Below are 25740 nucleotides of genomic sequence, written 5' to 3'. Positions count from 1 at the left end.
ACTCCCGTGTGATGCGATCTTCCGCGTCACATGGCCCCCCCACGGGTCGACATCTGTCGGCCGAGCGATGTTGGCTCATTCTTACGGGATCGCGAATGAGAAGTCCAGCATTCGTCCAGAAATCCTCCGGCGGACGCCATCGGGCGAGACATTTCGAAATGCGCTGTCGGCAGGGACGCACGGGGCTGCGACTCGCGAGACGTCTCGGGGATGCCGAACCGCCCCGCATGCTGAAGCATGCGGGGCGGTCTTCCGGGCGCTGGGACCGATCTAGAGCGAGAGTCCGTGACCGAAACGGAACAGCGGATCGGCGGTGTCGAACGGCACGTCGGGACGGGAGGCTTCGACGGCGGCCATCGACCGCGGCAGGTCGAACGGCAGCCGCCCCCCGGCGGGGAACGCGCCGCTGAGAACGTCGAGCAGCGCCGTGCCCGAGGCGCCCCAGTTCACGGTCACTGCGGCGGCGACTTCGACGATCGGGGTGAGGATGGGCGGACGATCCGCGAGCACGTCGACGACGGTCGGCACCGCAGCGGCGACCTCACGGACATGCGCGACCACGTCGTCTGAGAACGCGAGCGAACCCGCATGGAAGAAGTTCTCGAACATGGTCTCGCGCTCTTCGAACGGAGCCTGCAGGCGGATGATCGCCAGATCGGCCTCACCGGGCGTCGCGACGACCTCGCCGAAGGATGCCGCGACCTCGCCGTCGATGCCCTCGATGTAGAGCTTGCGTCCACGGGCGAACGGCAGAGCACCATCGTTCGCGAGCACGGTGATCGAGGCGCGCTGGGCGTCCTCCCCCGCGGCGCGGAACTCGGCACGCCCGACGACGTCATCGGCGGCGTCCTCGTCGACGAACGGGTTCTCGAAGAGTCCCAGTTCGAACTTCTCGCGCAGGATGCGTCGAGCCGAGACATCGAGTCGGTCCTCGGTCACCTCGCCGTCGGCGATGAGCTCGAGCAGCAGTTCCGGGTTCGCCTCGCCGCCGAACTGATCGGCACCGGCATCCAGCACCTTCTTCATCCGCTCGCGCGGCGTGAGGTCTTCCACACCCCAGGCACGTGCCGGGAAGGGCTGGCCGAAGATCTCGGAGTCGCTGATCAGGCCCCAATCTGTGCACACGACACCGTCGAAGCCGTAGCGCTCACGCAGCAGGCCGGTGATCACGGACTTGTTGAACCCGAATCCCACCTCCTCGTACTCCGTGCCGACGGGCATCCCGTAGTACGGCATCATCTGCCGGGTACCCGCGGCGAGCGCGTCTTCGAACGGCTTCAGGTGAAGCTCGAACTCGCTGCCAGGGTAGACCTGCTCGCGACCGTAGGGGAAGTGCGGATCCTCGCCGTCCTTCTGCGGCCCGCCTCCGGGGAAGTGCTTGGTCATGGTCGAGACCGAACCGGGGCCGAACGATGGGCCCTGGAATCCGCGGATGTATGCCGCGCCGAGCCTTCCCGACAGCTCGGCATCCTCGCCGAAGGTCGCCGTCTGCCGCGCCCACCGCGGCTCCGTCGCGAGGTCGACCTGAGGGTGCAGGGCCACACGCAGCCCGACCGCGGTGTACTCCTGGCGGGCAATGTCTGCGAAGCGCTCGACGAGCTCCTCGTCGCGGGTCGCAGCGAGCCCGAGGGTCTCCGGCCACTGCGAGAACGGGCCGGCGAGGATCGATGCGCCGGGGTTCTCGCTGAACGAGTGCCGCGGGTCGGTGGACAGCGTCACCGGGATGCCGAGGCGCGTCGACGCCGCGAGGCGCTGCAGTGCGTTCTGCCACGCCGCGATCTCCCGACCGGTGGGCGCGGCGCCGAGCAGGTTGAAATGCGTCATCCGCTTGGTCTCGAGGAACTCGCGGGCCGACGGGGTCGCGAAGATCGGGTTCGGTTCTTCGAGGTCGCCGATCGCGATCATGGTGTGGAAGAAGAGTCCGGCTTTCTCCTCGATCGTCATGGCGTCGAGCAGCAGCTGTACCCGCTCGTCGACGGAGAGGTCGGTGTCGAGCCAGGGGCGTGCGGTGATGGTCTCGGTCATGGTCACTTGACTCCCTTGATGCGGTAGACGAGAACGGCGCCGGCCAGCGCGACGACGGCGCCGAACAGGTACCAGGTGGTGTAGCCGCCCAGCGGCGTGGCTGCGCCGATGGCGATGATGCCGGGGGCGATGGCCGGGGCGATCGACTGCGGCAGCGCATTGGCGATGTTCAGCACACCGAGATCCTTGGCCACGTCGTCGGGGTTGGGCAGCACCTCGGTCGCGAGGGCCAGGTCGACCGAGAGGAAGGATCCTGCGCCGAGGCCGATGATCGCCTGCGCGATGATGACGGTCGTGACATCGGGGGCGACCGCGAGGATCACGAGGCCGATCACCATGATCACGCCGGCGATCGCGACGAAGGGCCGACGCTTGCCGATCTTGTCGGAGAGGAATCCGCCGAGCGGGGACGAGATCGCCATCGCCGCCATCGAGGCGAGGTTGGCGGCCAGGATGATGCCGACCGCGCCCTGCTCGTCGAGACCGAACTTGGTGACGAGGTAGAGCGGCAGGAAGGTGGCGATACCGGCGTAGCCGAACATCACGAAGAACTTGGTGAGCCAGGTCCAGCCGAAGTCGGGGTGCTTGCGCGGGTTGAAGACGAAGGAGCCGAAGAACATGCCGACGGTGAACTTCTCGGCCGGCTTCTCGGTGAGGCGACGATCCTTGAGGGTCAGGACGAAGAAGATCACCAGGAGCAGGGCGATCACACCGGGAACGACGAAGCGCTCGAAGTCGCCGGGGAGGAAGTTCACCAGGAAGCTGCCGGCGAGGATGCCGATCGGGGTCGTGATGCCGATGATGCCGGAGACCTTGCCTCGGCTGGTGACGGGCACCTGATCGGGGAGCGTCGCGTTGGCTGCGGCGAGCACGGCGTTCATCGCGGTCTGCACGAGGCACCAGGCGAGCAGCACCATCCACACGGAGGTTGCCGAGCCGATGAGGAGGAAGCCGCCGAGCCCGACGATCGCGCCGCCGAGGATCCACGGACGACGCATGCCCCACCGTGAGGTGGTGCGGTCGGAGAGCCGACCGACGAGCGGGTTCGCGATGAGGGCGAAGATCGCCCCCACGCCCATGACGAGTCCGAGGCTGCCCTCGGTGTTCACGGGGTCGATGTGCTGGATCTTGAACGCCATCGACACCATGACCGGGGTGAGCAGGGCAAGGTACACGCCGAAGTTCACGGCGGCGAGGCCCGGCGTGTAGCCGCGCGGGGTCTTCGGCGGCGTGGTTCCGGGAACCTTGAACCCGGTGGTGCCGACCGCGGCCGCCGTGGCGGCGGATGACAGCTCTGTCATGACAGTCCTTTCGATTCACCGCACGTCTTCGGGCGCTGCGGTCTGGGATGACGATACACCAATCTCGACCATCTGGTAACTGAAATTAGACCGCTTGGTAATGAGCGAGGATAGGATGTGGAAGGAGGATGCGATGACCACGACGGCGACCGGCTCCCGGCACGCACGCGCTGCCGCCACGCGCCAGCGCATCCTCACCGCCGCACATGAGCTGTTCGTCACCCGCGGCTATCGCTCGACGTCTCTACGTGACATCGCCGCCGCGGCCGCCGTCAGCCATCCGGGCCTGCTCGGCCACTTCGCCTCGAAGGATGACCTGCTCGGCGAAGTCGTCGCCACGCTCGAAGCCGACAACGAGACCGTGTTCAGCGCGATCGCCGCCGCGTCCGAGCCCGGCGAGCTCGTCTTCTCGGGCATCGCCGAGCGGAACGCGCGCACCGCGGGCTACCTCGAGCTGTTCGCCGCGCTCACCGGCGAGGCCTCCGCTGCGGGGCACCCCGCGCACGCACGGATGCGCGACCGGTACTGCCGACTCCGCTCGCTGAGCATCGACGTTCTGGAAGACGCGAAGCACCACGGCGTCATCGCGGCCGATCGCGATGTCGACGGGGAGACGGTGCGACACACCGCCGGTTGGGACGGGTTGCAACTGCTCTCGCAGTATCTGCCGGATCGGGTCGACGTGGTGGAGATGCTCGAGGAGCGGGAGAACCTCTGGGCGCTGCCTCTCGGGTGGCGGGACCCCGATGATGAGCCTTCGTCGCGTACCCCTGATCCGGCGGGTCCCCTGCCCGCGCTGCGCACGACCGCTGTGCCCGATGCCGACCCCGGCTATGCGGTCGGCCGTCGTCGTCGCGCGCAGATCCTCGTGGATGCGACGCGTCTGTTCGCCCGCGACGGCTACGGCGACACCAGCCTGCAGGACATCGCGACCGCGGTCGGGGTGTCGAAGTCGACGCTGCTGCACCATTACCCCTCGAAGGAGCTGCTGCTCAGCGCCGTCCTCACCGAACGCGACAGCGCCATCAACCAGAACCAGGGGTTCGCCGGCGCCGCGTCGGCCGGCGACGTGCTCCGCAGCATCCCCGACGGTGCCGCGCTCAGCGCGCGGGAAGAGCCCGGCCTGATCGAGGTGTACGCGGTGCTGTCGTGCGAGGCCGTGCCCACCGCCCACCCCGCGCACGACTACTTCGCGACGCGGTTCGCGAACGCCCTCGAGTACTTCACCGAGCTCTTCCGCCTCGCTCAGGCCGACGGCGACCTGCCGGGACACCGCGACCCCGAGCACGAGGCCACGTGGCTCATCGCGATGTGGGATGGGCTGCAGTACCAGTGGCTGTACGACAGGGAGCGGCTCGATATCGCGACGCACCTGCGCGCGCACCTCGACGACGTGCTGCCGCGGCGCTGAGGAGGCGTGCCGGGCCGACCTCGAGGGTCAGCCCGCGCGATTCGGATCCCGCGAGGTTCAGGCCGCGGCGATGACCGCGAGCACGCCGTCGCCGTAAGCCTCGCGCTTCTTCGCACCGATGCCGGTGATGCCGTCGAGGTCGGCAAGAGATGCGGGCCGATGCTCCGCGAGCGCACGCAGCGTCGCGTCCCCGAACACGATGTACGCGGGAACGCCCTGCTCGCGCGCGGTCTCAGCCCGCCAGGCACGCAGCGCCTCGAACAGCCCCCGATCCCCGGCGTCCAGGGCATCGGCGGCGCTGGCCTTGCGGGCGCGACCCGACGAGGTCGGACGCCCGATCGTGTCCTTTCGCAGAGGCACAGCGGTCTCGCCGCGCAGCACTCCGGCGGCCTGCTCACCGGGGGCGAGGGTGCCGTAGTCACCCTGTGCGACCAGGACGCCGCGAGCCAGGAGCTGCCGGACGACACTGCGCCAGTCCTGATCGGAGAGGTCGTTGCCGATGCCGTAGGTCGCGAGCGTGTCGTGTCCCTGCTGCCGGATGCGCTCGGTCGAGGCTCCGCGGAGGATGTCGATCAGGTGGCCGGCGCCGAACGCCTGATTGCGCTCGCGCTTCAGTCGCACGATCGTCGAGAGCAGCTTCTGCGCGGGGACGAGTCCGTCGAACGTCGCGGTGTCTTCCAGGCACGTGTCGCAGTTGCCGCAGGGCTGCGATTCCTGACCGAAGTACCCGAGCAGGTTCTGCCGGCGGCACTCCACCGTCTCGCACAGCGCGAGCATCGCGTCGAGGTGCTGCCCCATCCGCATCTTGAACGTGCGGTCGCCGGGGCTCTGATCGATGAGCCGGCGCTGCTGCACGACGTCGCCCAGACCGTACGCCATCCACGCCACCGAAGGCTCGCCGTCACGGCCCGCACGACCGGTCTCCTGGTAGTAGCCCTCGACAGACTTCGGCAGATCGATGTGCGCGACGAAGCGCACGTCGGGCTTGTCGATACCCATGCCGAACGCGATGGTCGCGACCATGACCACACCGTCTTCGCGGAGGAAGCGCGCCTGATTGGCCGCCCGCACCTCGGCGGGCAGCCCCGCATGGTACGGCAGCGCATCGAACCCCTGGGCGGCGAGGGAGGTCGCCGTCTGCTCGACCGATTTGCGGCTGAGCGCGTAGACGATGCCTGCCGCGCCTTCCGGCTGCGAGCGGATGAACTGGACCAGCTGTTTGCGTGGGTCGACCTTCGGCACGATCCGGTACTGGATGTTCGGGCGGTCGAAGCTCGCGACGAAGTGCTTCGCAGGCGCTCTTCCGTCGGCACCGTCGAGGCGCAGCCGCTCGGTGATCTCCTTGTGCGTCGCCGCGGTCGCTGTCGCCGTGAGCGCCATGCGCGGCACCCCGGGGAACCGCTCCCCCAGGTCGCCGAGAGCCAGGTAGTCGGGGCGGAAGTCATGCCCCCACTGCGACACGCAGTGCGCCTCGTCGATCGCGATCACGCTGAGCGTTCCGCGCTGGAGCAGCGCGGTGGTCTGTGCGTTCGAGAGGCGCTCCGGCGCGACGTAGATGAGGTCGAGCTCGCCCGCGACGTAGGCCCGCTCGACCTCGCGACGCTCGTCGATCGCCTGCGTGGAGTTGAGGTACGCCGCCTTCACACCGTTGGCCCGCAGGGCATCGACCTGGTCGTGCATGAGCGCGATGAGCGGGCTGATCACGAGGCCCGTGCCCTCACGGACGAGGGCGGGCACCTGGTAGGTGATGCTCTTTCCGCCACCGGTCGGCATCAGCACGACGGCGTCGCCTCCCGCGATGACCTGCTCGACGATGTCGGCCTGGTCGCCGCGGAACTCGTCGTAGCCGAAGACGGTGTGCAGCGCGTCGCGCGCGGTCGCGTACCGGCTCGGCGTCGCCCGGCGAACGGCCGGCGCAGACGAGGCGGAGGAGGACGCACTCACCGGAGTGACGGGCCCCTGCCCCCAGTCGAGCGGCGGTTCGAAGCCCGCGCCCTGCGGCTCCCAGTCCATCGGCTCCGGCGGGATGGACGACTCCCAGCCGTCGTCGTAGGGCTCGTCGGCGTACGGCAGGTCCGCGTACGGGTCACGGGGAGTCTGCGGCATCCCTCCAGCGTAACGACCCCCGCCGACGCGGCGGCGCGTCATCCACACCCCTGCACACCCGCCGGCGAAAACCCAGAGCATCCTGCATCCGCATGGCGCGCCGCGCTTCGACGCGCCGCTCCCGCGCCACATGGCCTGGGTTTTCGCCCGCCCCTCCCCTCGCCCGCGGGCGTAGGTTGGAGGCATCCGTTCGAAGGAGCATCCGATGACCGACATCACCGTGACCCGCAACGACCCGGAATCGCGCTACGAGATCCGCTCCGACGATGTGCTCGCGGGCTTCGCGGCCTTCGACCTCCGCCCCGGATCCATCCGCTTCCTCCACACCGAGATCGACCCGGCCTTCCAAGGCCAGGGGCTGGCCGGGAAGCTCGCTGCCGAGGCGCTGGCGGATGCGGCAGGACGCGGTGAGGCGATCGTGCCGCTGTGCCCGTACATCGCGAAGTACCTCGAGACGCACGAGATCCCGGGGGCCGAGATCCGCTGGCCGCAGCGGCCCGCGACCGGCGGATCCTCGGAGGAAGACCCGACGGGCCGAGCCGAATGATCGGACAGCACCGCCTCATCCTCGAACCGCGCGAGGTTCCGCTCGGCGGAGTGCGCGGCATGAACGTGCTGCGCGCCCTGCCGCACCGCAACCTGCCGACGATCGGCGCCTGGTGCTTCCTCGACCGGTTCGGACCGGCTGACACGAAGATGCGGGTCGAGCCACACCCGCACATCGGTCTGCAGACCGTGACCTGGCCGCTCGTCGGAGAGATCCGTCATCGTGACTCGCTCGGCAGCGACGCCGACCTGCGCCGCGGGCAGTTGAACCTGATGACCGCGGGCAACGGGATCTCCCACTCGGAGTACTCGATCGGCGAGGATCCCGTCCCCCTCGACGCACTGCAGTTCTGGGTGGTGCTCCCGGATTCGGCTCGCCACGGTGCCCCCGGTTTCGAACGGCACACCGCGCTGCCCGCACTCGCCCTCCCGGCCGACGAGGGAACGGATGCCGAAGCCACCGTGGTCCTCGGCGAGTTCGCCGGCGTGCGCTCGCCCGCCACGGTGCACACCCCGATCGTCGGGGCCGAGATCGTGCTCGCTCCCGGCTCGCGTGTGCATCTGCCGCTGCGCTCCGACTGGGAGCACGCCCTCATGCTCGTCGAGGGAGACGCCGTGGTGGCCGCGCATCCGCTCGATCGAAACGGTCTGCTCTACCTCGGCGACTCCCGCGACACCGTCGAGGTGTCGAGCACCGAGGGTGCCCTGCTATTCCTGCTGGGCGGTGAGCCGTTCGAGGACGACATCGTGATGTGGTGGAACTTCGCCGGTCGCTCGCACGACGAGATCGTCGAGGCCCGCGAGGAGTGGGAGGCAGCATCCGACCGCTTCGGCGTGGTGGCAGGTCACGACGTGCGCATCCCGGCCCCGCCGCTCCCGCCCGTACGTCTCATGCCGCGCAGCCGCACGCTCTGACGCGCCGTCCCTGTCTCGTTCCGGTCGCAGTTCCTGCCGCGCCGAACGCGGTCCGGACGGCAGCAAGTGCGACCGGAACGAGGTAGGGGCGGGACGAGGTGGGGGCAGGGGCGGGACGAGGTGGGGGCAGGGGCGGGACGAGGCGGGGCCCGGGCCGGGGCAGGGACGGGCCGGGGGCGGAACGGGGCGGGACGGGACGGGGCGGGGGCGGGACTCACCCGCGCCCGGGCGCTCACCCACGCTCGGGCGTGTGCACCCGCGCGAGGAAACGCTCGGTGCGTGGCGACGGACCCCGCGGGTCGAGGAGCGAGACGACCACGGTCACGGCCGTGGCCAGCGGTATGGTCCACGCGGCCGGCTGCGCGAGGTAGGGAGCAGCGACGCCGACACCCCCGATCGCCGCGTACACGAGCAGGGCGAGTCCGGCGGCGCTCCCACCGGACAGCATCCCGGCGACCGCACCACGGGCCGTGAGCCCTCGCCACCACACGCCGAGCAGCACCACCGGCGACAGCGTCGACGCCGCCACCACGAACACCACGCCGACGCTCGACCCGAGGCCGGCCGGGGCGGTGAGCAGCGCGACACCGAGTGGCACCAGCGCACAGAGCACGGCTGACAGTCGGAACGACCGCACCGAACCGGAGAACACATCCTGACTGATCACGCCGGCGAGCGAGACCACGAGGCCGGCCGATGTCGCCAGGAACGCCGCGAAGGCGCCGGCCACGATCAACGCGGTCAGCAGCTCGCCGACCACCCCGGGGAACACGCGCGAGGGCAGCAGCAGCACCACCGTGTCGGCCGTACCGGGAACCGCGAGATCGGGAGCGGCGATGCGCGCCAGCAGCCCCATCGTGCTCGACACCGCATAGAACGCGCTCACCATGCCGATCACGATCACGGTGGTACGCCGCGCCGACACCCCGGTCGGACTCGTGTAGAACCGCACCAGCACGTGCGGCAGGCCCATCGTGCCCAGCAGCAGCGCGAGCAGGAGCGACGCCGTCTCGTACGCGTCGAACCCCGAGGGTCCGGCCTCGACGGGAAATACCAGCGCGGGGTCGAAGTCGTGCGGCCCGCCGCTGAGTGCGAACGCGATGAACACCACCGGCACGAGAAGGGCGGTGAGCTTGAGCCAGTACTGGAACGCCTGCACGTAGGTGATCGCCCGCATGCCGCCCGCAGCGACCGCCGCCGCCACCAGAACCGCGACGGTCACGGCTCCCACCCATTCCGGCAGACCGGCCACGACCAGCAGTGTCAGCCCCGCACCGTGCAGCTGCGGCACGATGTAGAGCCAGCCGATCACCAGCACCGCGATGCTGGTGACACGCCGGGCCAACGTCGACTCCAGCCGCGCCTCGATGAAGTCGGGGATCGTGTACGCCCCGCTGCGACGGAGCGGGGCCGCCACGAACGCGAGCACCAGGAGGTAGCCGGCCGCATAGCCGATCGGGAACCAGAAGCCCCGGGCGCCGTCGAGCAGCACGAGACCCGACAGGCCGAGGAAGGTACCTGCCGAGAGGTACTCGCCGCTGATCGCCGATGCGTTCCACACCGGCCGCACCGTGCGCGACGCCACGAAGAAGTCGCCCGTCGTGCGCGAGATGCGCAGACCGTAGACGCCGATCAGCAGCGTCGCGACGATGACGAGCGCGACGCCGATGAGGTCGAGCACCGCGTTCATTCGCGATCCCGCAGCGCCCGGTACCGACGCTCGTTGCGCGCGGCCGTGCGCACGTAGAGCACCGCGAACACGACGATGATCGGGTAGAACGCGTAGGCCTGCAGCAGCCACGACAGCGGCAACCCCCAGACCACGACCTGTCCGATCTCGGGGACGAGAGCGATCGTCAGGGTCAGCGCGATGACCACGACCACGAACCCGGCGATGGTACCGAGCGCGAGTCGGAGCTGGCTGCGCATCAGGGCCCGCGCGTACACGGCATCCGCCTCGTCCACGGGAGCGCCGGGTAGCGCGATGCCGCGCGTGAAGGTCGCCGGCCTCCGATCGGGCAGGTCCGCCGTCACACGCACGCGCTTGGGCTTCTCGGTCATCCCGCGACCTCTCCGCGCAGCAAGGCATCGCGCACCGCGGGTACCAGTCGCCGACTCACCGGGAGCGAGATCGTGCCGATCGATACGGTGGGCTCCGATCCCGACAGCCGCGCCTCCGTCACGGCCGAGATGCGCACGAGCGAGGAGCGATGGATGCGCAGAAACCCGGCATCCGCCCATCGCGCCTCCAGCTCCGAGATCGGGATGCGCACCAGATGCCCCGTCTCCTCGGGCCCTGCCCCGCTCTGCCTACTCCCGCCTCCTGTGTGCAGCCGGGAGTAGTCCCCTTGCGCCCGCACCCAGCGCACGTCGCTGCGGCGCACGAATCGCACGACGGATCCGACCGTGACCGGCAGCACCTCGTCGTCGCCCGGAGCTGCGGAGTCTCCGAGCTCGACCACCCGGTCGATCGACTGACGCAACCGCTCGAGGCGCACGGGCTTGAGCAGGTAGTCGGCGGCACGCAGCTCGAACGCCTCCACCGCTCTGGCCTCGTCGGCGGTGACGAACACGACCGCCGGCGGCTCGGCCAGGGTCAGCAGCGCCCGCGCGAGCTCCATCCCGGTCAGTCCCGGCATGTGGATGTCGAGGAACGCGATCCGCACCATGCGCTCCGACATCAGCCGCAATGCCTGCGCACCCGACGAGGCCGTCAGGATCTCGCCGACACGGGCGTCGGTGCGCAACAGGTGGACGAGCTCGTCGAGGGCGGGTCTCTCGTCGTCGGCGACGAGCACATCGATCAGAGGCGCACTGTTCGTCATGATCGTCAGTCGGTGTCCGGGTCGTGCTGCGGCTGCGATTTCGGGACCCGCATGCGCACCAGGGTACCGGCGCCGGTGTTGGTCTCGACGACGAGCCCTCCATCGGCACCGTAGAGCTGGCGGAGGCGGGTGTCGACGTTGCGGAGCCCCACGTGCACGCCGTCGTCTCGGGCGGTGAGGGTTGCCCGTAACGCCTCGGGATCCATCCCCACGCCATCGTCCTCGACCGTGATCTCGGTGTGGGTGCCGTCGTCACGCGACGCGATGCGGATCTCTCCGCCGCCGACGCCCGGCTCGAGGCCGTGGCGGACCGCGTTCTCGACCAACGGCTGCACCGAGAGGAACGGGATGACCGTCGCCAGGGTCTCCGGCGCGATCTGCAGGGTGACCCGCAGGCGCTCGCCGAAGCGCGCGCGTTCGAGCTCGAGGTAGGAGTGGATGCTGCCGAGCTCTTCGGCGATCGTGGTGAACTCCCCCTGCCGCCGGAACGAGTAGCGCGTGAAGTCGGCGAACTCGAGCACCAGCTCGCGCGCACGTGTCGGGTCCGTGAGCACGAAGGATGCGATCGCGGTGAGGGCGTTGTAGATGAAGTGCGGGGAGATCTGCGCCCGCAGCGATCGCAGCTCCGCCTCGGCCAACTGTGTCCGCGATGCATCGAGCCCGCCGAGCTCGACCTGCGCCGCGCACCAGTCGGCGACCTCTTCGGCCGCCCTCACGAGCGCCGCCCGGACGGGAGCCGCGAAGGCGACGACGACACCCACCACGCGGCCGTCGACGAGGATCGGCGCCCCCACCGCCTCCAGGTGGTCTTCCCGTCCCGCCGCCGGGAACACCTGCCGCCGACGCGAGGTGCTGGCCTGATCGGCGATGCGACGGGCGGCGGACTCCAGCCCGTCGGAGGGACCGTCGAACGACACCGTGCCCTCGGCGCTCACGATCGCGACCGCTGCGCTGCCGAGCAGCACGCGCAGGTGTCGAGCCGCCTTGACGACGTCGGGATCGGAGAGCCCGGCGCGCAGATGCGGTGCCGCGAGGCTCGCCTGATGCAGCGCCGTGAGGGCGGCCTGTTCGGCGTCGCTCCCGAGGTCGGCCGCCCCGCGCGCGAGTCGGCGTGCGAGCAAGAGAAGCACCGAGAGCACGACGCCGCCGAGCACGCCGAGGATCGCTGCGAGAACGACGTCGGTCATGGTCTCAGCCTAGGCACCGGCATGGCTGCGCTCAGCAGCAGCGGGCACCGGGGTTGCGATCCTGGTCATCCATCCGCTGCCGCCAGAACTGCCGCTCGGTCATCGGCTCCTCATCTGGATGCTGCCGACGGTGATGGGCGACGTACGTGGCATAGGCGCTGTCGCCCATCAGCGTCGTGATGTACCAGCGGATGCCGCGGCCCACCCGCCCCGCGGCGCTGAACAGCGTCCGCAGGAGGGTGGTCGCGGCATCCGTCCGGCTCATGGTGTCGGCCATCTCAGGAGGATCGACATCAGTGGGTCGACGCCTTGCGCTCATCGGCGAGGATCGGCTCCCACTGCTTCTCGAGCTCGCGCTCCTCGGCGCTCGGGAGGAATCCGGCCGGGGCGAAGCGGCGCGAGGCCACCGGCGGTTCCTCGGTGTTCTCGCCGCCGCCGTTGCGAATGGCCTTGATGGTGACGATCACGGCCATGACCATCACGATGATCGCCAAGGTCACGAAGATGATCGACAGCGTGCCCTGCACGGCGGTGTTGCGGATGACCGCATCGAGCACCGCCGGCTCGCCGAGCGAGGTGTCTCCGCTGTCGCGGGCGGCGACGTAGCGGAAGTGGTTCGCCCAGTAGCCGATCGCCGGGACCGGGGAGAGGATCTTGTACAGCGATGCCGTGATGGTCACTACTGCGGTGAACGCCAGCGGCAGCGCGATGATCCACAACCACTTGACGTAGCTGCGGCCGCGCTTGGCGACGATCGCCAGCACCACGGCGAGCGCGATCGCGGCGAGCAGCTGGTTGGCGATGCCGAACAGCGGGAAGAAGGTGTTGATGCCGCCGAGCGGGTCGGTCACGCCGAGGATGAGGATCGCTCCCCAGCCGGCCACCATGATCGCGGTGCAGATCCAGACGCCGGGGCGCCACGAGACGTCACGGAACTTGGGGAACCAGGCGCCGATGGAGTCCTGCAGCATGAAGCGGGCGACGCGGGTTCCGGCATCCACCGCGGTGAGGATGAACAGCGCCTCGAACATGATCGCGAAGTGGTACCAGAACGCCATGAGCGCCTGACCGCCGAGGGCCTGCTGCATGATGTGCGCGAGTCCGAGGGCGAGCGTCGGGGCGCCACCGGTGCGGGACACGATCGACTCCTCGCCGACCGCGGCCGCCGTGCCGGTGAGCATCTCGGGCGTGAGATTCACCCCCGTCAGCCCCAGCGAGTTCACGAAGGCGACGGCCCCTTCGACCGTGCCTCCTGTCGCCGCCGTCGGTGCATTCATCGCGAAGTAGATGCCCTGGTCGATCGAGATCGCGGCGACGAGGGCCATGATCGCGACGAACGACTCCATGAGCATGCCGCCGTAGCCGATGAAGCGCGTCTGGCGCTCCTTCTCGATGAGCTTCGGTGTGGTGCCCGAGGCGATCAGCGCATGGAAACCGGAGAGGGCACCGCACGCGATCGTCACGAACAGGAAGGGGAAGAGGGGACCCGCGAACACCGGGCCCATGCCGTTCTCGCCGAAGATGCTGACCGCCGGGACCGTGATCTCGGGGCGCACCAGCACGATGGCTCCGGCGAGCATGACGATCACGCCGATCTTCATGAAGGTCGACAGGTAGTCACGCGGAGCGAGCAGCAGCCAGACCGGGAGCACGGCGGCGACGAAGCCGTAGACGATGATGCCCCAGGCGATGGTGGTGCGGTCGAGGTGGAAGATCGCCTGACCCCACTCGGTGCCGGCGACCCAGCCGCCGCCGATGATCGCGGCCATCAGCAGCACGAAGCCGATGATCGAGACCTCGGTGACCTTGCCGGGGCGCAGGTAGCGAAGGTAGACGCCCATGAAGAGCGCGATCGGGATGGTCATGGCGACCGAGAACACGCCCCACGGGCTCTCCCCGAGCGCATTGACGACGACGAGGGCGAGGATCGCGACGATGATCAGCATGATCAGCAGCGAGGCGATGATCGCGGCGGTCCCGCCGATCTTGCCGAGCTCCTGACGGGCCATCTGACCGATCGTGCGGCCGCCGCGGCGCATGGAGAAGAAGAGCACCGTGTAGTCCTGCACGGCACCCGCGAGCACGACGCCCACGATGATCCAGATCGTGCCGGGGAGGTACCCCATCTGCGCGGCGAGCACCGGACCGACGAGCGGGCCGGCGCCGGCGATGGCGGCGAAGTGGTGGCCGTAGAGCACGCGGCGGTCGGTGGGGACGTAGTCCTTGCCGTCCTGCTTGACCTCGGCGGGAGTCGCCCTGCGGTCATCGGGCCGGGTGATGTACTTCTCGATCACCTTGGAGTAGAACCGGTAGCCGATCAGATACGTGCAGACCGCCGCGAACACGAACCAGATCGCATTGACGGTCTCGCCGCGGACGATCGCGAGCATGGTCCAGGCGACGGCGCCCAGCAGGGCGATCGCGGCCCACAGGATGATCTTCGGCAGAGTCCAGCGGTTCGCCTTCTCGTGGTGCTCTTCGGTGAGGGCGACGGAGGGGAGTTTCGGATCGGTGACGATCACGGGCTCGTCGTCGACGAGTCCGGCGCCGTCGCGGCGGCGCGACGAAGGTGCGGTCATGGGGGTCTCCTCGGGATACGCGACGTTGCGTTCCCCCACGTTAGGAACGTGGTGCCGAGGGATGGGCCCGCGGGGGCGCGTGATGCGACGAGCGGCGCCGATCACGCGATGAACGGATGCCCCAGCGCAGCACTGCACCCCGTGGTCGAACGACCACGGGGTGCAGTGCTGTCGTGCTTGCGGCTACTCCCGCTTCTCCCCTCGCGGTGCGGGCGTCGCCGGCGCCGACGACTGCGGCGCGGGCGTGGCCGGCGCGGTCGTCTCGGGTGCCGGAGTCTGGGGCGTCGGGGTCTCCGGTGCCGGAGTCTCGGGCGCCGGAGTCTCCGGTGCCGGGCTCTCGGGCGCCGGGGTCTCCGGTGCCTTCGCGTTCGGCACGTCGACCGTCAGCACGGTGCGGACATCGGATTCGCCGTACTGCACGAGGCCGAGGTAACGCGTACCGGCGGTCAGGCCGGACCAGCTGAGATCGTACGACGTCTGCTTGCCGCGCACCGCAGCGAGCGGGTTCGGCGTGGCGGTGAGGTCTCCCTCGCCGTCGGGCAGCACGTTGGCGTAGGTCATGTCCCACGTCATCGGACCCGTCGTCGAGTAGATGTTCGCCACCACGAGGTACGTGCCCGCCGTCGGCGACGGGATCGTGACCTGCTCATCCGCCGACCCGGTGGCCGAACGCCAGCGCTGGTAGTACTGCAGGTCGTCCGGGCTCACCACCCGGTACACGGTGAGGTCGAGGTCGCTGCCCTTGTCGTCGGACGAGTCGAGGTCGAACCGCGAGAGCGTCGTCCCCTCCGGCACGTTCACGATCCACGACACGTCCTTGTTCGCGTCGCCCGACTTCTCATCACCCGAGTGGCCCTCCACGGGGTTGTCCGCATCCGCGAGCAGCTCGAACGCGGTCAGACCCGAGAGCCCGAGCGCGAGGTCTCCGGTGAGACCGGGCGTGATGTCGACCGTGGTGCTGCCGTCGACACCGGTGCCCGTGACCTCGGCCGGAGCGTCGGCCGTGACCGGGAACAGTGCGATCGGCGAGCGCACCGTGTTCTTCGCGCTCGTCCAGGTCAGCGAGCCTGTGGCCCACTGCTCCACCGGGGCGCTGGCGTTGTCGAACGTGACCGTGAAGGTCTTCGTCTGACCGGGGCGGTCGAACTTGAGCTGCTGCGGCGTGACCTTGACGTTCACTCCCGGAACGGAGGCCTTGGCGGTGAAGGTGCCCTTCTCGGTCGAGGTGACCGTGCGGGTGACCGTCTGCGCGCTGGTCAGCGAGCCGATCGAGATCGACGCCTGGTTCAGATCGCTGCCGTCGATGGGCTCGATGCCGGGGAAGTCCGACAGGCCCTTCCCGTCGAGGAACGCCGCCCAGTCCTTCACGCCGTTGAGGTACAGCAGACCCGGGTTCAGGTACCGCTTCGGGTCGACCTGACCCGCGCCCTGCTCGAAGGGGTTCGTGTTCTTCGACCCGTCGGGCAGCACCGTGTCGTAGGCGGTGGTCATCATCGCCGACTTGATCTCGGCGGGGGTCGCCTTCGGGCGCTCGCCGAGGTACAGTGCCGCGAGACCGGCCACGTGCGGCGAGGCCATCGACGTGCCGGAGAGGATGCCGAAGGTCGGCTTCTCGCCCGGAGCGTTCTCGGTCGCTGCGAGGATCGCGACGCCGGGAGCCGCGACGTCCGGCTTCATCACATCGCTGCCGTCTGCCAGCATCGGTCCACGGCTGGAGAAGCCAGCGATCTGCGGCGTCGGTGTGGTGACACCCGTGGTGTTCTCACCGACGAGCGTGATCGGGCGATCCACGCCACCCTGCACGTACGCGAGCACGGCGGCGCGGTGCACCGCGTTGAGGTGCACGGTCGGCACCGCGTGGAAGTCGTTGTCGAGCGAGTCGGCACCACCGGGGACGTTCACGAGGACCATGCCCATGCCCCCGGCATCCTTCACGACCTGCGACTTCTCGGCGCGGGCGTTGCCGCCACGGTCGCAGACCACGATGTGTCCGGCCACCTTCGCCGGATCGAGGGTGCCCGGCAGGCAGAGCTGCGGATCCGTCGCACCTGCCGCGGCGGCATCCACGGCGGCGATCGACGGGCCGGTGACGGTCTGACCGAACGGCACGCTCACCGAGGCTCCGGCCTGCGCGAACCCGTCGAACTGCACGGTGCCTTCCCAGGTCGGGATGGTCGAGGCGGCGACGGTCGTGTACCAGGGCGATGCGTGGTCGGCCGTTACCGAGTCGGGGCCGTCGTTGCCTGCACTGGTCGCGACGAAGACGCCTGCAGCCGCGGCGTTGAAGAACGCGAGGTCCTCCGGCGCCATCACGGTGCTGGCGGCTCCTCCGCCGATGGAGTAGTTGATGACGTCGACGCCGTCGGCGACGGCCTGATCGATCGCGGCGATGAGGTCGCTCTGCGCGCAGATGTCGTCGGTGGTGACCGTCGTGTCAGGACCGACGTAGCAGGCCTTGTAGGCGGAGATCTTCGCGGCGGGCGCGACTCCCGAGATCGTCCCGAAATCGACGTTCTCGATGCTGGCCTTGACCTTGAAGTTGCCCGCGGCGGTGCTCGCGGTGTGCGAGCCGTGTCCGTCGCCGTCACGCGGCGAGAGGTAGTCGTACTGGAAGTCGAAGCCGGCGGCCTCCGCACCCGCGTAGAAGTACTGTCCGCCGATGAGCTTCGAGGAGTAGTCGCTCTTGTCCCAGTCCTGACCCTCGACCATCGCGGCCTGGAACTGCCCGCCGTCCGACTTGTCGAAGTAGACGTAGGTGCCGTCGGTGTAGGGCTGACCGCCCTTATTGCGGTTGTGCTGCTTCTTCTGCTTCTTGATCTTCTTGCCCTCGAAGGAGGGGTGCTCGGGGGCGATTCCGGTATCGATCACACCGACGACGACGCCTTCTCCGGCTTTCTCGACTCCCCCGGTCTGCTGCCACACGCCGCCACGACCCTTGCGGTCATCGCCGAGTCCGAGGTAGTCGGTCGAGGTCTGCGCATCGGGGTGGCGGATCTCATCGGGGTAGACGCCGAGCACGTCCTTCGAAGCGCGGAGCGCGTCGACCTGCTCGCCGCTGAGCTCGGCACTGAACCCGTTCAGCACCACCTGATATGTGGTGTCGGGGGTCACGCCGATGTCGCTGACGAGATCGGTCTGCTCGGTCTGGAGGTGCTCGACGTAACGCTGCGAATCCTGCGACTGCGTTTCGAGCTGCTCGCCTTCGGCGGGCTTGGTGGCCTTCAGGCCCTTCACGTCACCCTCGTAGGTGGCGAGCGGATCCGACTTCATCACCACGATGTAATGTCCGGGGGTGCCTGCGACGGGGACGGGGTGCGTCACCTCCTCCGTCGCGGCGTAGCCGGTGGTTGCTGTCGATGCGATGAACAGCGTGGCCAGGGTGGTGGCCGCTGCCATCCGGAGGGGTGTTCGACCCATGTGGTGCTCCCGATGATCACGGTGCAACCTCGTTGCTGCACCGCGGCCAACATAGCCCCGCCCTCAGCGATCGACACGAGATCTGGTCGATCGACCAATCGGCCATCGCCGATCGGCCAGGGTTATCCACGGCCGCCCTCCCGATAGGTCGACAGTAAGCTGGAGAGGTGGCCCGTACCTCCGTCCTGTCGACCCGAGTACTGCTCGTCTGCGCGGCGATCGGAGTCGCGACGGGCATCCTCGCGGGCATAGCCGGATGGGTGACGCCGGTGCTGCTGGCGAGCCCTCTGCTGTTCCTCTACGGTCTGGTGCTCGGCTCGCACGTGCTGCCGGGCATCATCGCGCAAGAGGTGCTGCGCCTGCCGCTCGTGGCGCTGATCACCCATGTGTTCGCCGCCCTGATCGCGAGCGCCTTCAACCCGGCTTGGGCGCTGCGCTTCATCGGCACCGCCCTGCTGTTCGGCCTGATCCAGGAAGGGGTGGCCGCGCTCACGCGGTATCGCGCCTGGGGGCCGTGGCGCTTCTTCATCTCTGCCGCGATCATCGGCGTCTTCGTGGCGGTCGTCGTGTTCTTCGCCGCTCACCTCTCGGTCATGCCGCTGTGGGCGCAGATCCTCTACCTCGCGATCTCGGTGCTCGGGCCGATCGCGTGGACAGCAGTGGGCCTCGCGATCGGCTCCGCGCTCAGGCGTGCCGGCGTCGCCCGGCGCTGATCGTCGACCCTCTGCGCCCGATGGAGAATCAGGTAAGGCTCAGCTAAGTTAGAGGGGTACGATCCGCCGACCCGGGACTCCGCCGTGCGCCCATCCGCGCCCCTGCTCCGCGTGCGTGAGCTTTCCCTCACCCACGCCGATGCGGTGCACCCCTCGCCACGCGACGTGACGTTCGACATCGTTGCCGGGGAGGTCGTGCTCCTGCTCGGACCGTCCGGTTCCGGCAAGTCGACGCTCACGCTCGCGCTCAACGGACTGATCCCGCACGCTCTGCCGGCAAGCATGACCGGCACCGTCGAAGCGGGTGGCATCGACACGGCCAGCGCGCAGACGGCCGCGCTGAGCACCCACGTCGCGATGGTGTTCCAGGATCCGGATGCGCAGATCGTCACCGGCAGCGTCTACGACGAGGTCGCGTTCGGCCCCGAGAACCTGCGGCTTCCGCTCGACGTGATCGAGGGCCGGGTCGAGGAGGCACTGCGTCGGGTCGGCCTCTGGGAACGGCGCGACGAGAACCCCGACCACCTCTCCGGCGGCGGACGACAGCGGCTCGCGATCGCCGGAGCTCTGGCGATGGGGTCGCCGCTGATCGTGCTCGACGAGCCGACGGCGAACCTCGATCCCCAGGGCATCGACGATGTCTACGCCGCCCTCACGGAGGTGGTCTCGGCCGGAGACCGGGCGATCATGCTCGTGGAGCACAACCTCGACGCGGCGATGGCGTTCGTCACGCGGGCGATCGTGCTCGACCGCGACGGCCGGGTCGCCTTCGACGGACCGGCGGCCGAGGTCATCAGGAACCACGCTGATGAGCTGGTCGGGATGGGCGTGTGGCTCCCTGCCGCAACGCTGGCGGCGCTCCGCCTGCGGGAACGGGGATTCTCGCTCGACCCGCTGCCGCTGTCGCCGCAGGAGCTCGCCGCAGCGCTCGATCGAGAAGGCCTTCCGTCGCCCGCCCCCCACTCGACGACCGACGAGATCTCCCGACCCCGCGGCGAGGCGACGCCACACACCGAGCCGATCATCCGCGCTCGCGGGCTGACCGTGCGCCGACGACGCACCGAGATCCTGCACGGGATCGATCTCGACCTCGAACCCGGCAGCCTCACGGCGATCGTCGGCGCGAACGGCGCGGGCAAGACGACGCTGATCCAGGCACTCGCGGGGGTCGTGCCGCCGCCCCGCGGTCAGGTGTCCGTCGACGGTGTCGATCCAGGCACCGCCTCGCCGCGCGATCTCGCCGCGCGCATCGGGTTCGTCTTCCAGAATCCCGAACACCAGTTCATCGCCCCCACGGTGTTCGACGAGCTGGCCCACGGACTGCGGCTGCGCCACGTCTCCGATGACGAGATCTCGACCAGGGTCGGCGAGATGCTGACCCGCTTCGGCCTCGAGCACAAGGCGGCCGTGCATCCGTTCCTGCTCTCCGGAGGGGAGAAGCGTCGCCTGTCGGTGGGGACCGCCCTGATCACCCGCCCGCGCGTGCTGGCGCTCGACGAGCCCACCTTCGGACAGGACCGCGCCAGGGCCGCCGAGCTGCTCGACCTGCTGCAGAACCTGCGGGCGGAAGGCACGACCATCCTGATCGTCACGCATGACCTCCAGCTCGTGGCCGAGCACACCAGCCACGTCGTGGTCCTGGCCGACGGCCGGGTGCGGGCGGTCGGTCCCACCGCCACCCTGCTGCAGGAGGAGCGCCTGTTCGCCGACGCGGGATTGCGCCTGCCCGCACTGCAGCGCGTGCTGGCCTCCACCGGGCTCGGGGTGACCTCGTGACGGCGACGACCTTCGATCCGTACGCGCGGATGACCGCGACCTCGCGACGGCAGTTCCTGTATGCCCTGAACCCGCTCGCGAAGGTCGCCGGGTTCGCACCGGCGATGCTCCTGCTCGTCTTCGTGCGGGATCTGGCCACCCCCGCGGCCTTCCTGATCCTCGCCTACGTCCTGATCCTGGTCGGGGCCCGTCTCACGGGCCGACTCCTCGCCCTGCTGTTGCTGGGGCTCCCGGCCGGCATGCTGCTAATCGGGGTGGGATTCTCCCTGTGGGTCGACACCGGACTCGTCGCGGAGAGCTCCCCCATCCTGCGGATCGGCGACTGGACGCTCTACAGCGGAGCACTCGTGATCGGTTTCGCGACGGCACTGCGACTCGGCTCGATCGTCGCGCTCGCGCTCGTCGGCGGACTCACGACCAGCGGACCCGACCTCGTTCGGGCCAGCGTGCAGCAGCTGCGGGTGCCGTATCGGATCGGCTACACGGCACTGGCGGCCTTCCGGTTCGTGCCGCGGTTCGGGCACGAACTCGCCGTGATCCGGGAGGCACACCGGGTGCGCGGCTACCACGGCGGACGCGGCCCGTTCGCACGCATCGCCCGAGGCTGGGGGTACATCGTGCCGCTTCTCGCCGGTGCCATCCGTCACGCCGAACGCGTCGCACTCGCGATGGACTCCCGTGCGTTCGGCGCGCACGCGACCCGCACCGAGCGGCACCTCGTCCCGTTCCGCACGCGCGACACCGTCTTCGTCATCGCGACCCTGTTGGCATCCGCTGCCATCTTCGTCGCGTTCTTCCCCTGGCAGCTTCCCTGAAAGGCACCCCCGATGGCATTCAGCAAGATGGTCAAGCCCGAGACGACCGAGCTCATCCACCTGGTGGTGCTGCGCACGGAACGACTGTCTGCGCACTGGATCAGGGTGACGCTCGGTGGTGGCGAGATCGAGAAGTTCCGCCCGATGGGGTTCGACCAGTGGTTCCGGCTGTTCCTGCCGATCGGCGGCGACGCGGGCCTCGACCGGGTGCCGGCGAAGGCCAACAAGATGTTCGGCTACCTGAAGTTCCTGCGCATCCCCGACGGCGAACGTCCGGTGATGCGCAACTACAGCGTGCGCGCATTTCGAGCGGCCACGGCCGACGCCGGCGCCGAGATCGACGTGGACTTCGTGCTGCACGGCTCGGCGGCCGACGGAACGGCCGGCCCGGCGTCTCGGTGGGCCGAGACCTGCCAGCCGGGCGAGCATGTGCTGATCATCGACGAGGGCCTGACGTTCAATCCGCAGCGCGGTACGGATCGCGTCGTGCTGATCGGCGATGAGACCGCGCTGCCCGCGATCTCCTCGATCTGCGCCTCGCTGCCGGTGGACGCCGTGGGCACCGCGATCGTGGAGACACCGAGCGAAGAGGATGCGCTGGAGTTCGCACATCCCGCTGGCGTCGAGGTCGTGTGGATCGTGCGCCCGCACGATGTCGCCCCCGGTTCCCTCGCGCTGGAGACGCTCGGCCGCACAGCCCTGCCCGAGGCCCCGTTCCATGCGTACGCGGCGGGTGAGCAGGCGCTCGCGTCGGGTGCCCGCAAACACCTCGTCGGCGAGCGCGGGGTGGACAAGAACGCGGTGAGCTTCTGCGGATACTGGAAGATCGGTGCGGCCTCCCCCGCGTCGAAGGCCGCCCGCGAAGCTGCCGCGGAGCCCCTGGCATGAGCGCGGATGCCGCGGGCCGGACGCCCCGCACCGGCGGACGGTTCCGCTTCCCCACCGCCATCCTGCTGACCTGCGCGGCGCTCGGCGTCGCGGGAGCGGTGCTGCTCGCACCGATGAACTGGTTCTCGACCGTGCTGACCGGGCCGCTCCCGTTCGTGGGCATGGCGCTCGCCGGTCTCTGGCTGCTGCCGTCGGTGATCGCGCTGCGGCTGCTCCGTCGTCCACTCGTCGGGCTGCTTGTTGCCCTGATCGCCGGCCTCGTCATGGTGCCGTTCTCCGGATATGGCTTTCGCACCGTGCTGACCAATCTCTGGTGGGCGGCATTCACGGAGTTGCCGTTCCTCTTCGTGCTCTGGCGCTACTGGGGCACGTGGATGCACTATCTCGGTGCGGTCGCGGTCGGCATCGTGTACCCGATCTCGGCGTGGGCATGGTTCGATCTCGGGTCGATGTCGCTCTTCGCCCAGATCACGTTCTTCGCCGTGACCATCGCGAGCTGCGTCGGTGCGACCGCTCTGGGCATCCTGATCGCCGACCGCCTGCGCAGGGCGGGAGTCGGTGCGACCGGTCTCGGCAGGGCCGGAGTCCGCAAGCACCGCTGAACCTCGCGAGCGCGGCCGCCCACGTCACGCATCGACGTCATCACTCGCGGCGGCGTCGTCAGGCGGGCGTTGAGTCGTCAGGCGGCGATGTCGAAGCGTGCGCGCCCGCCGAGCCTCGGGGTTCGCGCGGTCCCGGTCGCGGTCGGCATCCTGAGAACACCGAGCGACGCCGCGTCGGCAACAGTGCGCCAGTCGGATGCCCGGTGGTGCCAGAGAGCGTCACTGCACGTCGGCGAACAGCCCCATTATCTCCGGGCCCATCTCGACCTGACTCAGCACGACGCGATACGAGCCGTCCGGATCGATCCAGAAGTCCGTCCCCTGCCCGCCCGACCAGCCGTAGCGACCCGCGTTCTCTCCATCGGTCTGCACCGCGACGCCGAACCCCCAGCCCGTGCCCTCCCAGAATCCCGGGAAGAAGCTGTCGTCGGTCTTCGCGCTCGACGGCACCTGGTCGGTGCGCATCAGAGCGAGCAGTTCGGGGTCGATGATGACGTTGCCGTCATGCCGTCCCCCTGCGGCGAGCATCCCCGCGAAAGCCGCATAGTCGGCCGCGGTCGACACGAGCTCCGAATGACTGAGGTCGAACGGAGCGGGCGCGACGGAGAATCCCCCGGCGGCGGGCTCGATCTCGACCAGTGTCCCGCCATCGTGGCGATAAGCGGCGGGCAGCCGGTGCGCATGGTCGAGAGGCACCGTGTACCCGGTATCGACCATGCCGAGCGGGGCGAAGAGGTCGCGCCGCAGATGATCTTCCAGCGAACCGTCGACCACCCGCGAGAGCAGGATCCCGAGGATCCCGAAGGAGTGGTGGTACCGCCATCCGGTGCCGGGTTCGAACGCCAGCGGGAGCGCGGCGAGCGCCTCCAGCCACTCCTGAGCCCCCATCGCGACCGGCTCCTGCCCCGCAGCCGTCCGGTTCCCGATCATCGCCTCCGCCAGCGGCGACGGAACGACCTGCACGCCGTACCCGGAGGTGTTGGTGAGCAGGTGCCGCAGCGTGATCGACGTCGTCGCAGGCTCGGCGGCATCGAGAGGAGCATCCGGTGCGCGCAGCACCCGGCGGGCGGCGAGCTCGGGCAGCCACCGCTCCACCGGATCGTCGAGCCGGAGCCGCTCCTCCTGCACGAGGCGCAGCGCCGCGACCGCGAGGATCGGCTTCGTCATCGACTGGATGCGGACGATCGCATCCGCCGGGAGATCGCCGGCCGTGACGATCTCGATCGCGCCGCCAGGAGCGCCGAGCACGCCGATGATCCCCGGGGCGGTGCCCCGCGCTACGTGGTCTTCCAGGATCTGCGGGAGCGAGGTCGTCATGCCCTCGATTCAACCCGGCGGCAGCGCCCGTGTCCACGCCTCCGCGGCGATCCGGCTGAGACGAGAAGAGGCCCCGGATCAGGAATCCGGGGCCTCTTCAGGAGCACGGCGTCAGCGCTTGCCGGCGATCTGACGGCCGACGAGATCACGCATGATCTCGTTCGTGCCGCCGTAGATGCGGTGCACCCGGGCGTCGGTGAAGGCACGGGCGATCGGGTATTCCATGATGTAGCCGTAGCCGCCGTGCAGCTGCACTCCCATGTCGAGCACCTCCCACTCGCGCTCGGTCGCCCAGAACTTGACCTTCGCGGCGTCTTCAGCGGAGAGCTTGTTGTCCTTGTAGGCGAGCAGTGCACGGTCGATGTACGCCCACATCGCGTCGGTGGTCGCAGACATGTCGGCGAGCCGGAAGCGGGTGTTCTGGAAGTCGGCGATGCGCTCACCGAACGCCTCGCGGTCCTTCGTGTAGGCGACGGTCCAATCGAAAGCGGCCTGTGCCGCTGCGGCAGCGGCGACGCCGATCGAGAGGCGCTCGAGCGGCAGGTTCAGCATCAGCTGGATGAAGCCCTGGCCCTCCTTGCCGCTGATGAGGTTCTCGTCGGGGACGAACACGTCGGTGAAGCTGAGCTCGGCCGTGTCCCAGCCGTGGAAGCCCATCTTGCTCAGCTTCTTACCCTGGTCGAAGCCCTCCATGCCCTTCTCCACGAGCAGCAGGCTGAACGCATCGGGACGGTTGCCTTCGCCGGTCTTGACGAAGGTCACGACCACGTCGGCCGTCGTGCCAGAGGAGATGAACGTCTTCGCGCCGTTGAGGATGTAGCCGCCGTCGACCTTCTTGGCGTTGGTCTTGATGCCGCGCAGATCAGAGCCTGCGCCGGGGTCGGTCATCGCGAGCGCGCCGAGCACCTCTCCCGTGGCCATGCGCGGCAGCCACTTCTCCTTCTGCTCCTGCGTTCCCATGTGCACGAGATAGGGCACGGCCAGGTCGTCCTGGATGCCGAAGGCACCCGCCAGCGAACCGGCCCCTGCGGCGATGACCTCTTCCATCACGATCGTGCGGAAGCGATAGTCCTGCAGCATCCCGGCGCCACCGAACTCCTCGGGGACCGACAGTCCGATCAGACCCGCTTCACCGGCGGCCAGCATGGTCCCCCGGTCGATCTCCCCCGCGGCATCCCACCGCTCGATCGCCTCGCCAGTCACGTGGCGCTTGACGAAGTCCTTGACCAGGTCCCGGAAAGCCTCGTGATCCTCGTCGTAGATGTCGCGTTCCATGCCGTCCTCCTGAACGTCTCATGCATCGTTGCTCCGGCGATT

The 25740-nt window shown here is 69.2% G+C and carries 20 protein-coding genes; 8 read left to right on the top strand and 12 right to left on the bottom strand.

Features of this window, described 5'->3' with window-relative positions; all coding sequences use genetic code 11:
* Positions 1-270: 270 nt before the first annotated feature.
* Together ACIQLD_RS14645 and ACIQLD_RS14640 are read right to left on the bottom strand one after the other, a co-directional pair.
* A complete protein-coding gene (locus ACIQLD_RS14645; RefSeq protein WP_402609052.1) occupies positions 271-2025 on the bottom strand; it encodes a glycoside hydrolase family 3 protein in 1755 nt (584 codons plus the stop codon).
* A 2-nt stretch (positions 2026-2027) separates the two neighbouring features.
* A complete protein-coding gene (locus ACIQLD_RS14640; protein ID WP_402609050.1) occupies positions 2028-3326 on the bottom strand; it encodes an MFS transporter in 1299 nt (432 codons plus the stop codon).
* 133 nt (positions 3327-3459) lie between these two features.
* Here ACIQLD_RS14640 and ACIQLD_RS14635 point away from each other — a divergent pair, with 133 nt between their 5' ends.
* Positions 3460-4737, top strand: coding sequence for a TetR/AcrR family transcriptional regulator (locus ACIQLD_RS14635; RefSeq protein WP_402609048.1), 1278 nt, complete (start codon positions 3460-3462; stop codon positions 4735-4737).
* 57 nt (positions 4738-4794) lie between these two features.
* On the opposite strand, the gene recQ is transcribed toward ACIQLD_RS14635, so the two are convergent.
* Entirely contained in the window at positions 4795-6843 is a 2049-nt protein-coding gene (gene recQ / locus ACIQLD_RS14630) for a DNA helicase RecQ (RefSeq protein ID WP_402609046.1), read from the bottom strand.
* 205 nt (positions 6844-7048) lie between these two features.
* Between recQ and ACIQLD_RS14625 the strand changes: the two genes are divergently transcribed.
* Positions 7049-7390, top strand: coding sequence for a GNAT family N-acetyltransferase (locus tag ACIQLD_RS14625; RefSeq protein WP_402609044.1), 342 nt, complete (start codon positions 7049-7051; stop codon positions 7388-7390).
* The gene (locus ACIQLD_RS14620; protein ID WP_402609042.1) at positions 7387-8304 is read left to right on the top strand and encodes a pirin family protein; all 918 of its coding nucleotides are present in this window, start codon (positions 7387-7389) and stop codon (positions 8302-8304) included. Before ACIQLD_RS14625 ends, ACIQLD_RS14620 begins: the two co-directional genes overlap by 4 nt.
* Before the next feature lie 232 nt (positions 8305-8536).
* Here the strand turns inward: ACIQLD_RS14620 and ACIQLD_RS14615 are convergent, their stop codons facing one another.
* The 7 genes from ACIQLD_RS14615 to ACIQLD_RS14585 form a co-directional block, all read right to left on the bottom strand.
* A complete protein-coding gene (locus tag ACIQLD_RS14615) occupies positions 8537-9994 on the bottom strand; it encodes a cation acetate symporter (protein ID WP_402609040.1) in 1458 nt (485 codons plus the stop codon).
* Positions 9991-10365 carry a heavy metal transporter gene (locus ACIQLD_RS14610; RefSeq protein ID WP_402609038.1) on the bottom strand — a complete coding sequence of 125 codons (375 nt, stop codon included), beginning with the start codon at positions 10363-10365 and terminating at the stop codon, positions 9991-9993. The genes ACIQLD_RS14615 and ACIQLD_RS14610 overlap by 4 nt, the downstream gene beginning before the upstream one ends.
* Positions 10362-11129 carry a LytR/AlgR family response regulator transcription factor gene (locus tag ACIQLD_RS14605; RefSeq protein ID WP_402609036.1) on the bottom strand — a complete coding sequence of 256 codons (768 nt, stop codon included), beginning with the start codon at positions 11127-11129 and terminating at the stop codon, positions 10362-10364. The genes ACIQLD_RS14610 and ACIQLD_RS14605 overlap by 4 nt, the downstream gene beginning before the upstream one ends.
* Before the next feature lie 5 nt (positions 11130-11134).
* Positions 11135-12316 (bottom strand): sensor histidine kinase, encoded by a 1182-nt coding sequence (locus tag ACIQLD_RS14600; protein ID WP_402609034.1) that lies wholly within the window; start codon positions 12314-12316, stop codon positions 11135-11137.
* 31 nt (positions 12317-12347) lie between these two features.
* Positions 12348-12593, bottom strand: a complete 246-nt coding sequence (locus ACIQLD_RS14595; protein ID WP_402609032.1) for a YbdD/YjiX family protein — start codon at positions 12591-12593, stop codon at positions 12348-12350.
* A 16-nt stretch (positions 12594-12609) separates the two neighbouring features.
* Entirely contained in the window at positions 12610-14895 is a 2286-nt protein-coding gene (locus tag ACIQLD_RS14590; protein ID WP_402609030.1) for a carbon starvation CstA family protein, read from the bottom strand.
* Positions 14896-15078: 183 nt separating this feature from the next.
* Positions 15079-18312, bottom strand: coding sequence for a S8 family serine peptidase (locus ACIQLD_RS14585; protein ID WP_402609028.1), 3234 nt, complete (start codon positions 18310-18312; stop codon positions 15079-15081).
* Positions 18313-18479: 167 nt separating this feature from the next.
* Here ACIQLD_RS14585 and ACIQLD_RS14580 point away from each other — a divergent pair, with 167 nt between their 5' ends.
* From ACIQLD_RS14580 to ACIQLD_RS14560, 5 genes are all read left to right on the top strand, one after another.
* A complete protein-coding gene (locus tag ACIQLD_RS14580) occupies positions 18480-19025 on the top strand; it encodes an ECF transporter S component (protein ID WP_402609026.1) in 546 nt (181 codons plus the stop codon).
* Between the two features lie 84 nt (positions 19026-19109).
* Positions 19110-20801, top strand: coding sequence for an ABC transporter ATP-binding protein (locus ACIQLD_RS14575; protein ID WP_402609024.1), 1692 nt, complete (start codon positions 19110-19112; stop codon positions 20799-20801).
* Positions 20798-21616: an energy-coupling factor transporter transmembrane component T gene (locus ACIQLD_RS14570; protein WP_402609021.1), complete on the top strand. Its 819-nt coding sequence runs from the start codon at positions 20798-20800 to the stop codon at positions 21614-21616. Before ACIQLD_RS14575 ends, ACIQLD_RS14570 begins: the two co-directional genes overlap by 4 nt.
* Positions 21617-21628: 12 nt before the next feature.
* Entirely contained in the window at positions 21629-22504 is an 876-nt protein-coding gene (locus ACIQLD_RS14565; RefSeq protein WP_402609019.1) for a siderophore-interacting protein, read from the top strand.
* The gene (locus tag ACIQLD_RS14560; protein WP_402609018.1) at positions 22501-23106 is read left to right on the top strand and encodes an ECF transporter S component; all 606 of its coding nucleotides are present in this window, start codon (positions 22501-22503) and stop codon (positions 23104-23106) included. Before ACIQLD_RS14565 ends, ACIQLD_RS14560 begins: the two co-directional genes overlap by 4 nt.
* Before the next feature lie 219 nt (positions 23107-23325).
* On the opposite strand, the gene ACIQLD_RS14555 is transcribed toward ACIQLD_RS14560, so the two are convergent.
* On the bottom strand, positions 23326-24423 hold the full coding sequence (locus ACIQLD_RS14555; protein WP_402609016.1) for a serine hydrolase domain-containing protein: 1098 nt from the start codon (positions 24421-24423) through the stop codon (positions 23326-23328).
* Between the two features lie 111 nt (positions 24424-24534).
* Entirely contained in the window at positions 24535-25698 is a 1164-nt protein-coding gene (locus ACIQLD_RS14550) for an acyl-CoA dehydrogenase family protein (RefSeq protein ID WP_402609014.1), read from the bottom strand.
* Positions 25699-25740: the final 42 nt, after the last annotated feature.

Source organism: Microbacterium sp. NPDC091662, from assembly GCF_044756705.1.
GTDB lineage: Bacteria > Actinomycetota > Actinomycetes > Actinomycetales > Microbacteriaceae > Microbacterium.
The sequence above is the reverse complement of the archived record's forward strand: the minus strand, read 5'-3'. Positions and strand labels throughout refer to the sequence as shown.

Excerpts from the sequence above, each read along its gene's own strand:
- ACIQLD_RS14645 (WP_402609052.1), bottom strand. The coding sequence starts at position 2,025 with ATGACCGAGACCATCACCGCACGCCCCTGGCTCGACACCGACCTCTCC.
- ACIQLD_RS14640 (WP_402609050.1), bottom strand. The coding sequence starts at position 3,326 with ATGACAGAGCTGTCATCCGCCGCCACGGCGGCCGCGGTCGGCACCACC.
- ACIQLD_RS14635 (WP_402609048.1), top strand. The coding sequence starts at position 3,460 with ATGACCACGACGGCGACCGGCTCCCGGCACGCACGCGCTGCCGCCACG.
- recQ (WP_402609046.1), bottom strand. The coding sequence starts at position 6,843 with ATGCCGCAGACTCCCCGTGACCCGTACGCGGACCTGCCGTACGCCGAC.
- ACIQLD_RS14625 (WP_402609044.1), top strand. The coding sequence starts at position 7,049 with ATGACCGACATCACCGTGACCCGCAACGACCCGGAATCGCGCTACGAG.
- ACIQLD_RS14620 (WP_402609042.1), top strand. The coding sequence starts at position 7,387 with ATGATCGGACAGCACCGCCTCATCCTCGAACCGCGCGAGGTTCCGCTC.
- ACIQLD_RS14615 (WP_402609040.1), bottom strand. The coding sequence starts at position 9,994 with ATGAACGCGGTGCTCGACCTCATCGGCGTCGCGCTCGTCATCGTCGCG.
- ACIQLD_RS14610 (WP_402609038.1), bottom strand. The coding sequence starts at position 10,365 with ATGACCGAGAAGCCCAAGCGCGTGCGTGTGACGGCGGACCTGCCCGAT.
- ACIQLD_RS14605 (WP_402609036.1), bottom strand. The coding sequence starts at position 11,129 with ATGACGAACAGTGCGCCTCTGATCGATGTGCTCGTCGCCGACGACGAG.
- ACIQLD_RS14600 (WP_402609034.1), bottom strand. The coding sequence starts at position 12,316 with ATGACCGACGTCGTTCTCGCAGCGATCCTCGGCGTGCTCGGCGGCGTC.
- ACIQLD_RS14595 (WP_402609032.1), bottom strand. The coding sequence starts at position 12,593 with ATGGCCGACACCATGAGCCGGACGGATGCCGCGACCACCCTCCTGCGG.
- ACIQLD_RS14590 (WP_402609030.1), bottom strand. The coding sequence starts at position 14,895 with ATGACCGCACCTTCGTCGCGCCGCCGCGACGGCGCCGGACTCGTCGAC.
- ACIQLD_RS14585 (WP_402609028.1), bottom strand. The coding sequence starts at position 18,312 with ATGGGTCGAACACCCCTCCGGATGGCAGCGGCCACCACCCTGGCCACG.
- ACIQLD_RS14565 (WP_402609019.1), top strand. The coding sequence starts at position 21,629 with ATGGCATTCAGCAAGATGGTCAAGCCCGAGACGACCGAGCTCATCCAC.
- ACIQLD_RS14560 (WP_402609018.1), top strand. The coding sequence starts at position 22,501 with ATGAGCGCGGATGCCGCGGGCCGGACGCCCCGCACCGGCGGACGGTTC.
- ACIQLD_RS14555 (WP_402609016.1), bottom strand. The coding sequence starts at position 24,423 with ATGACGACCTCGCTCCCGCAGATCCTGGAAGACCACGTAGCGCGGGGC.
- ACIQLD_RS14550 (WP_402609014.1), bottom strand. The coding sequence starts at position 25,698 with ATGGAACGCGACATCTACGACGAGGATCACGAGGCTTTCCGGGACCTG.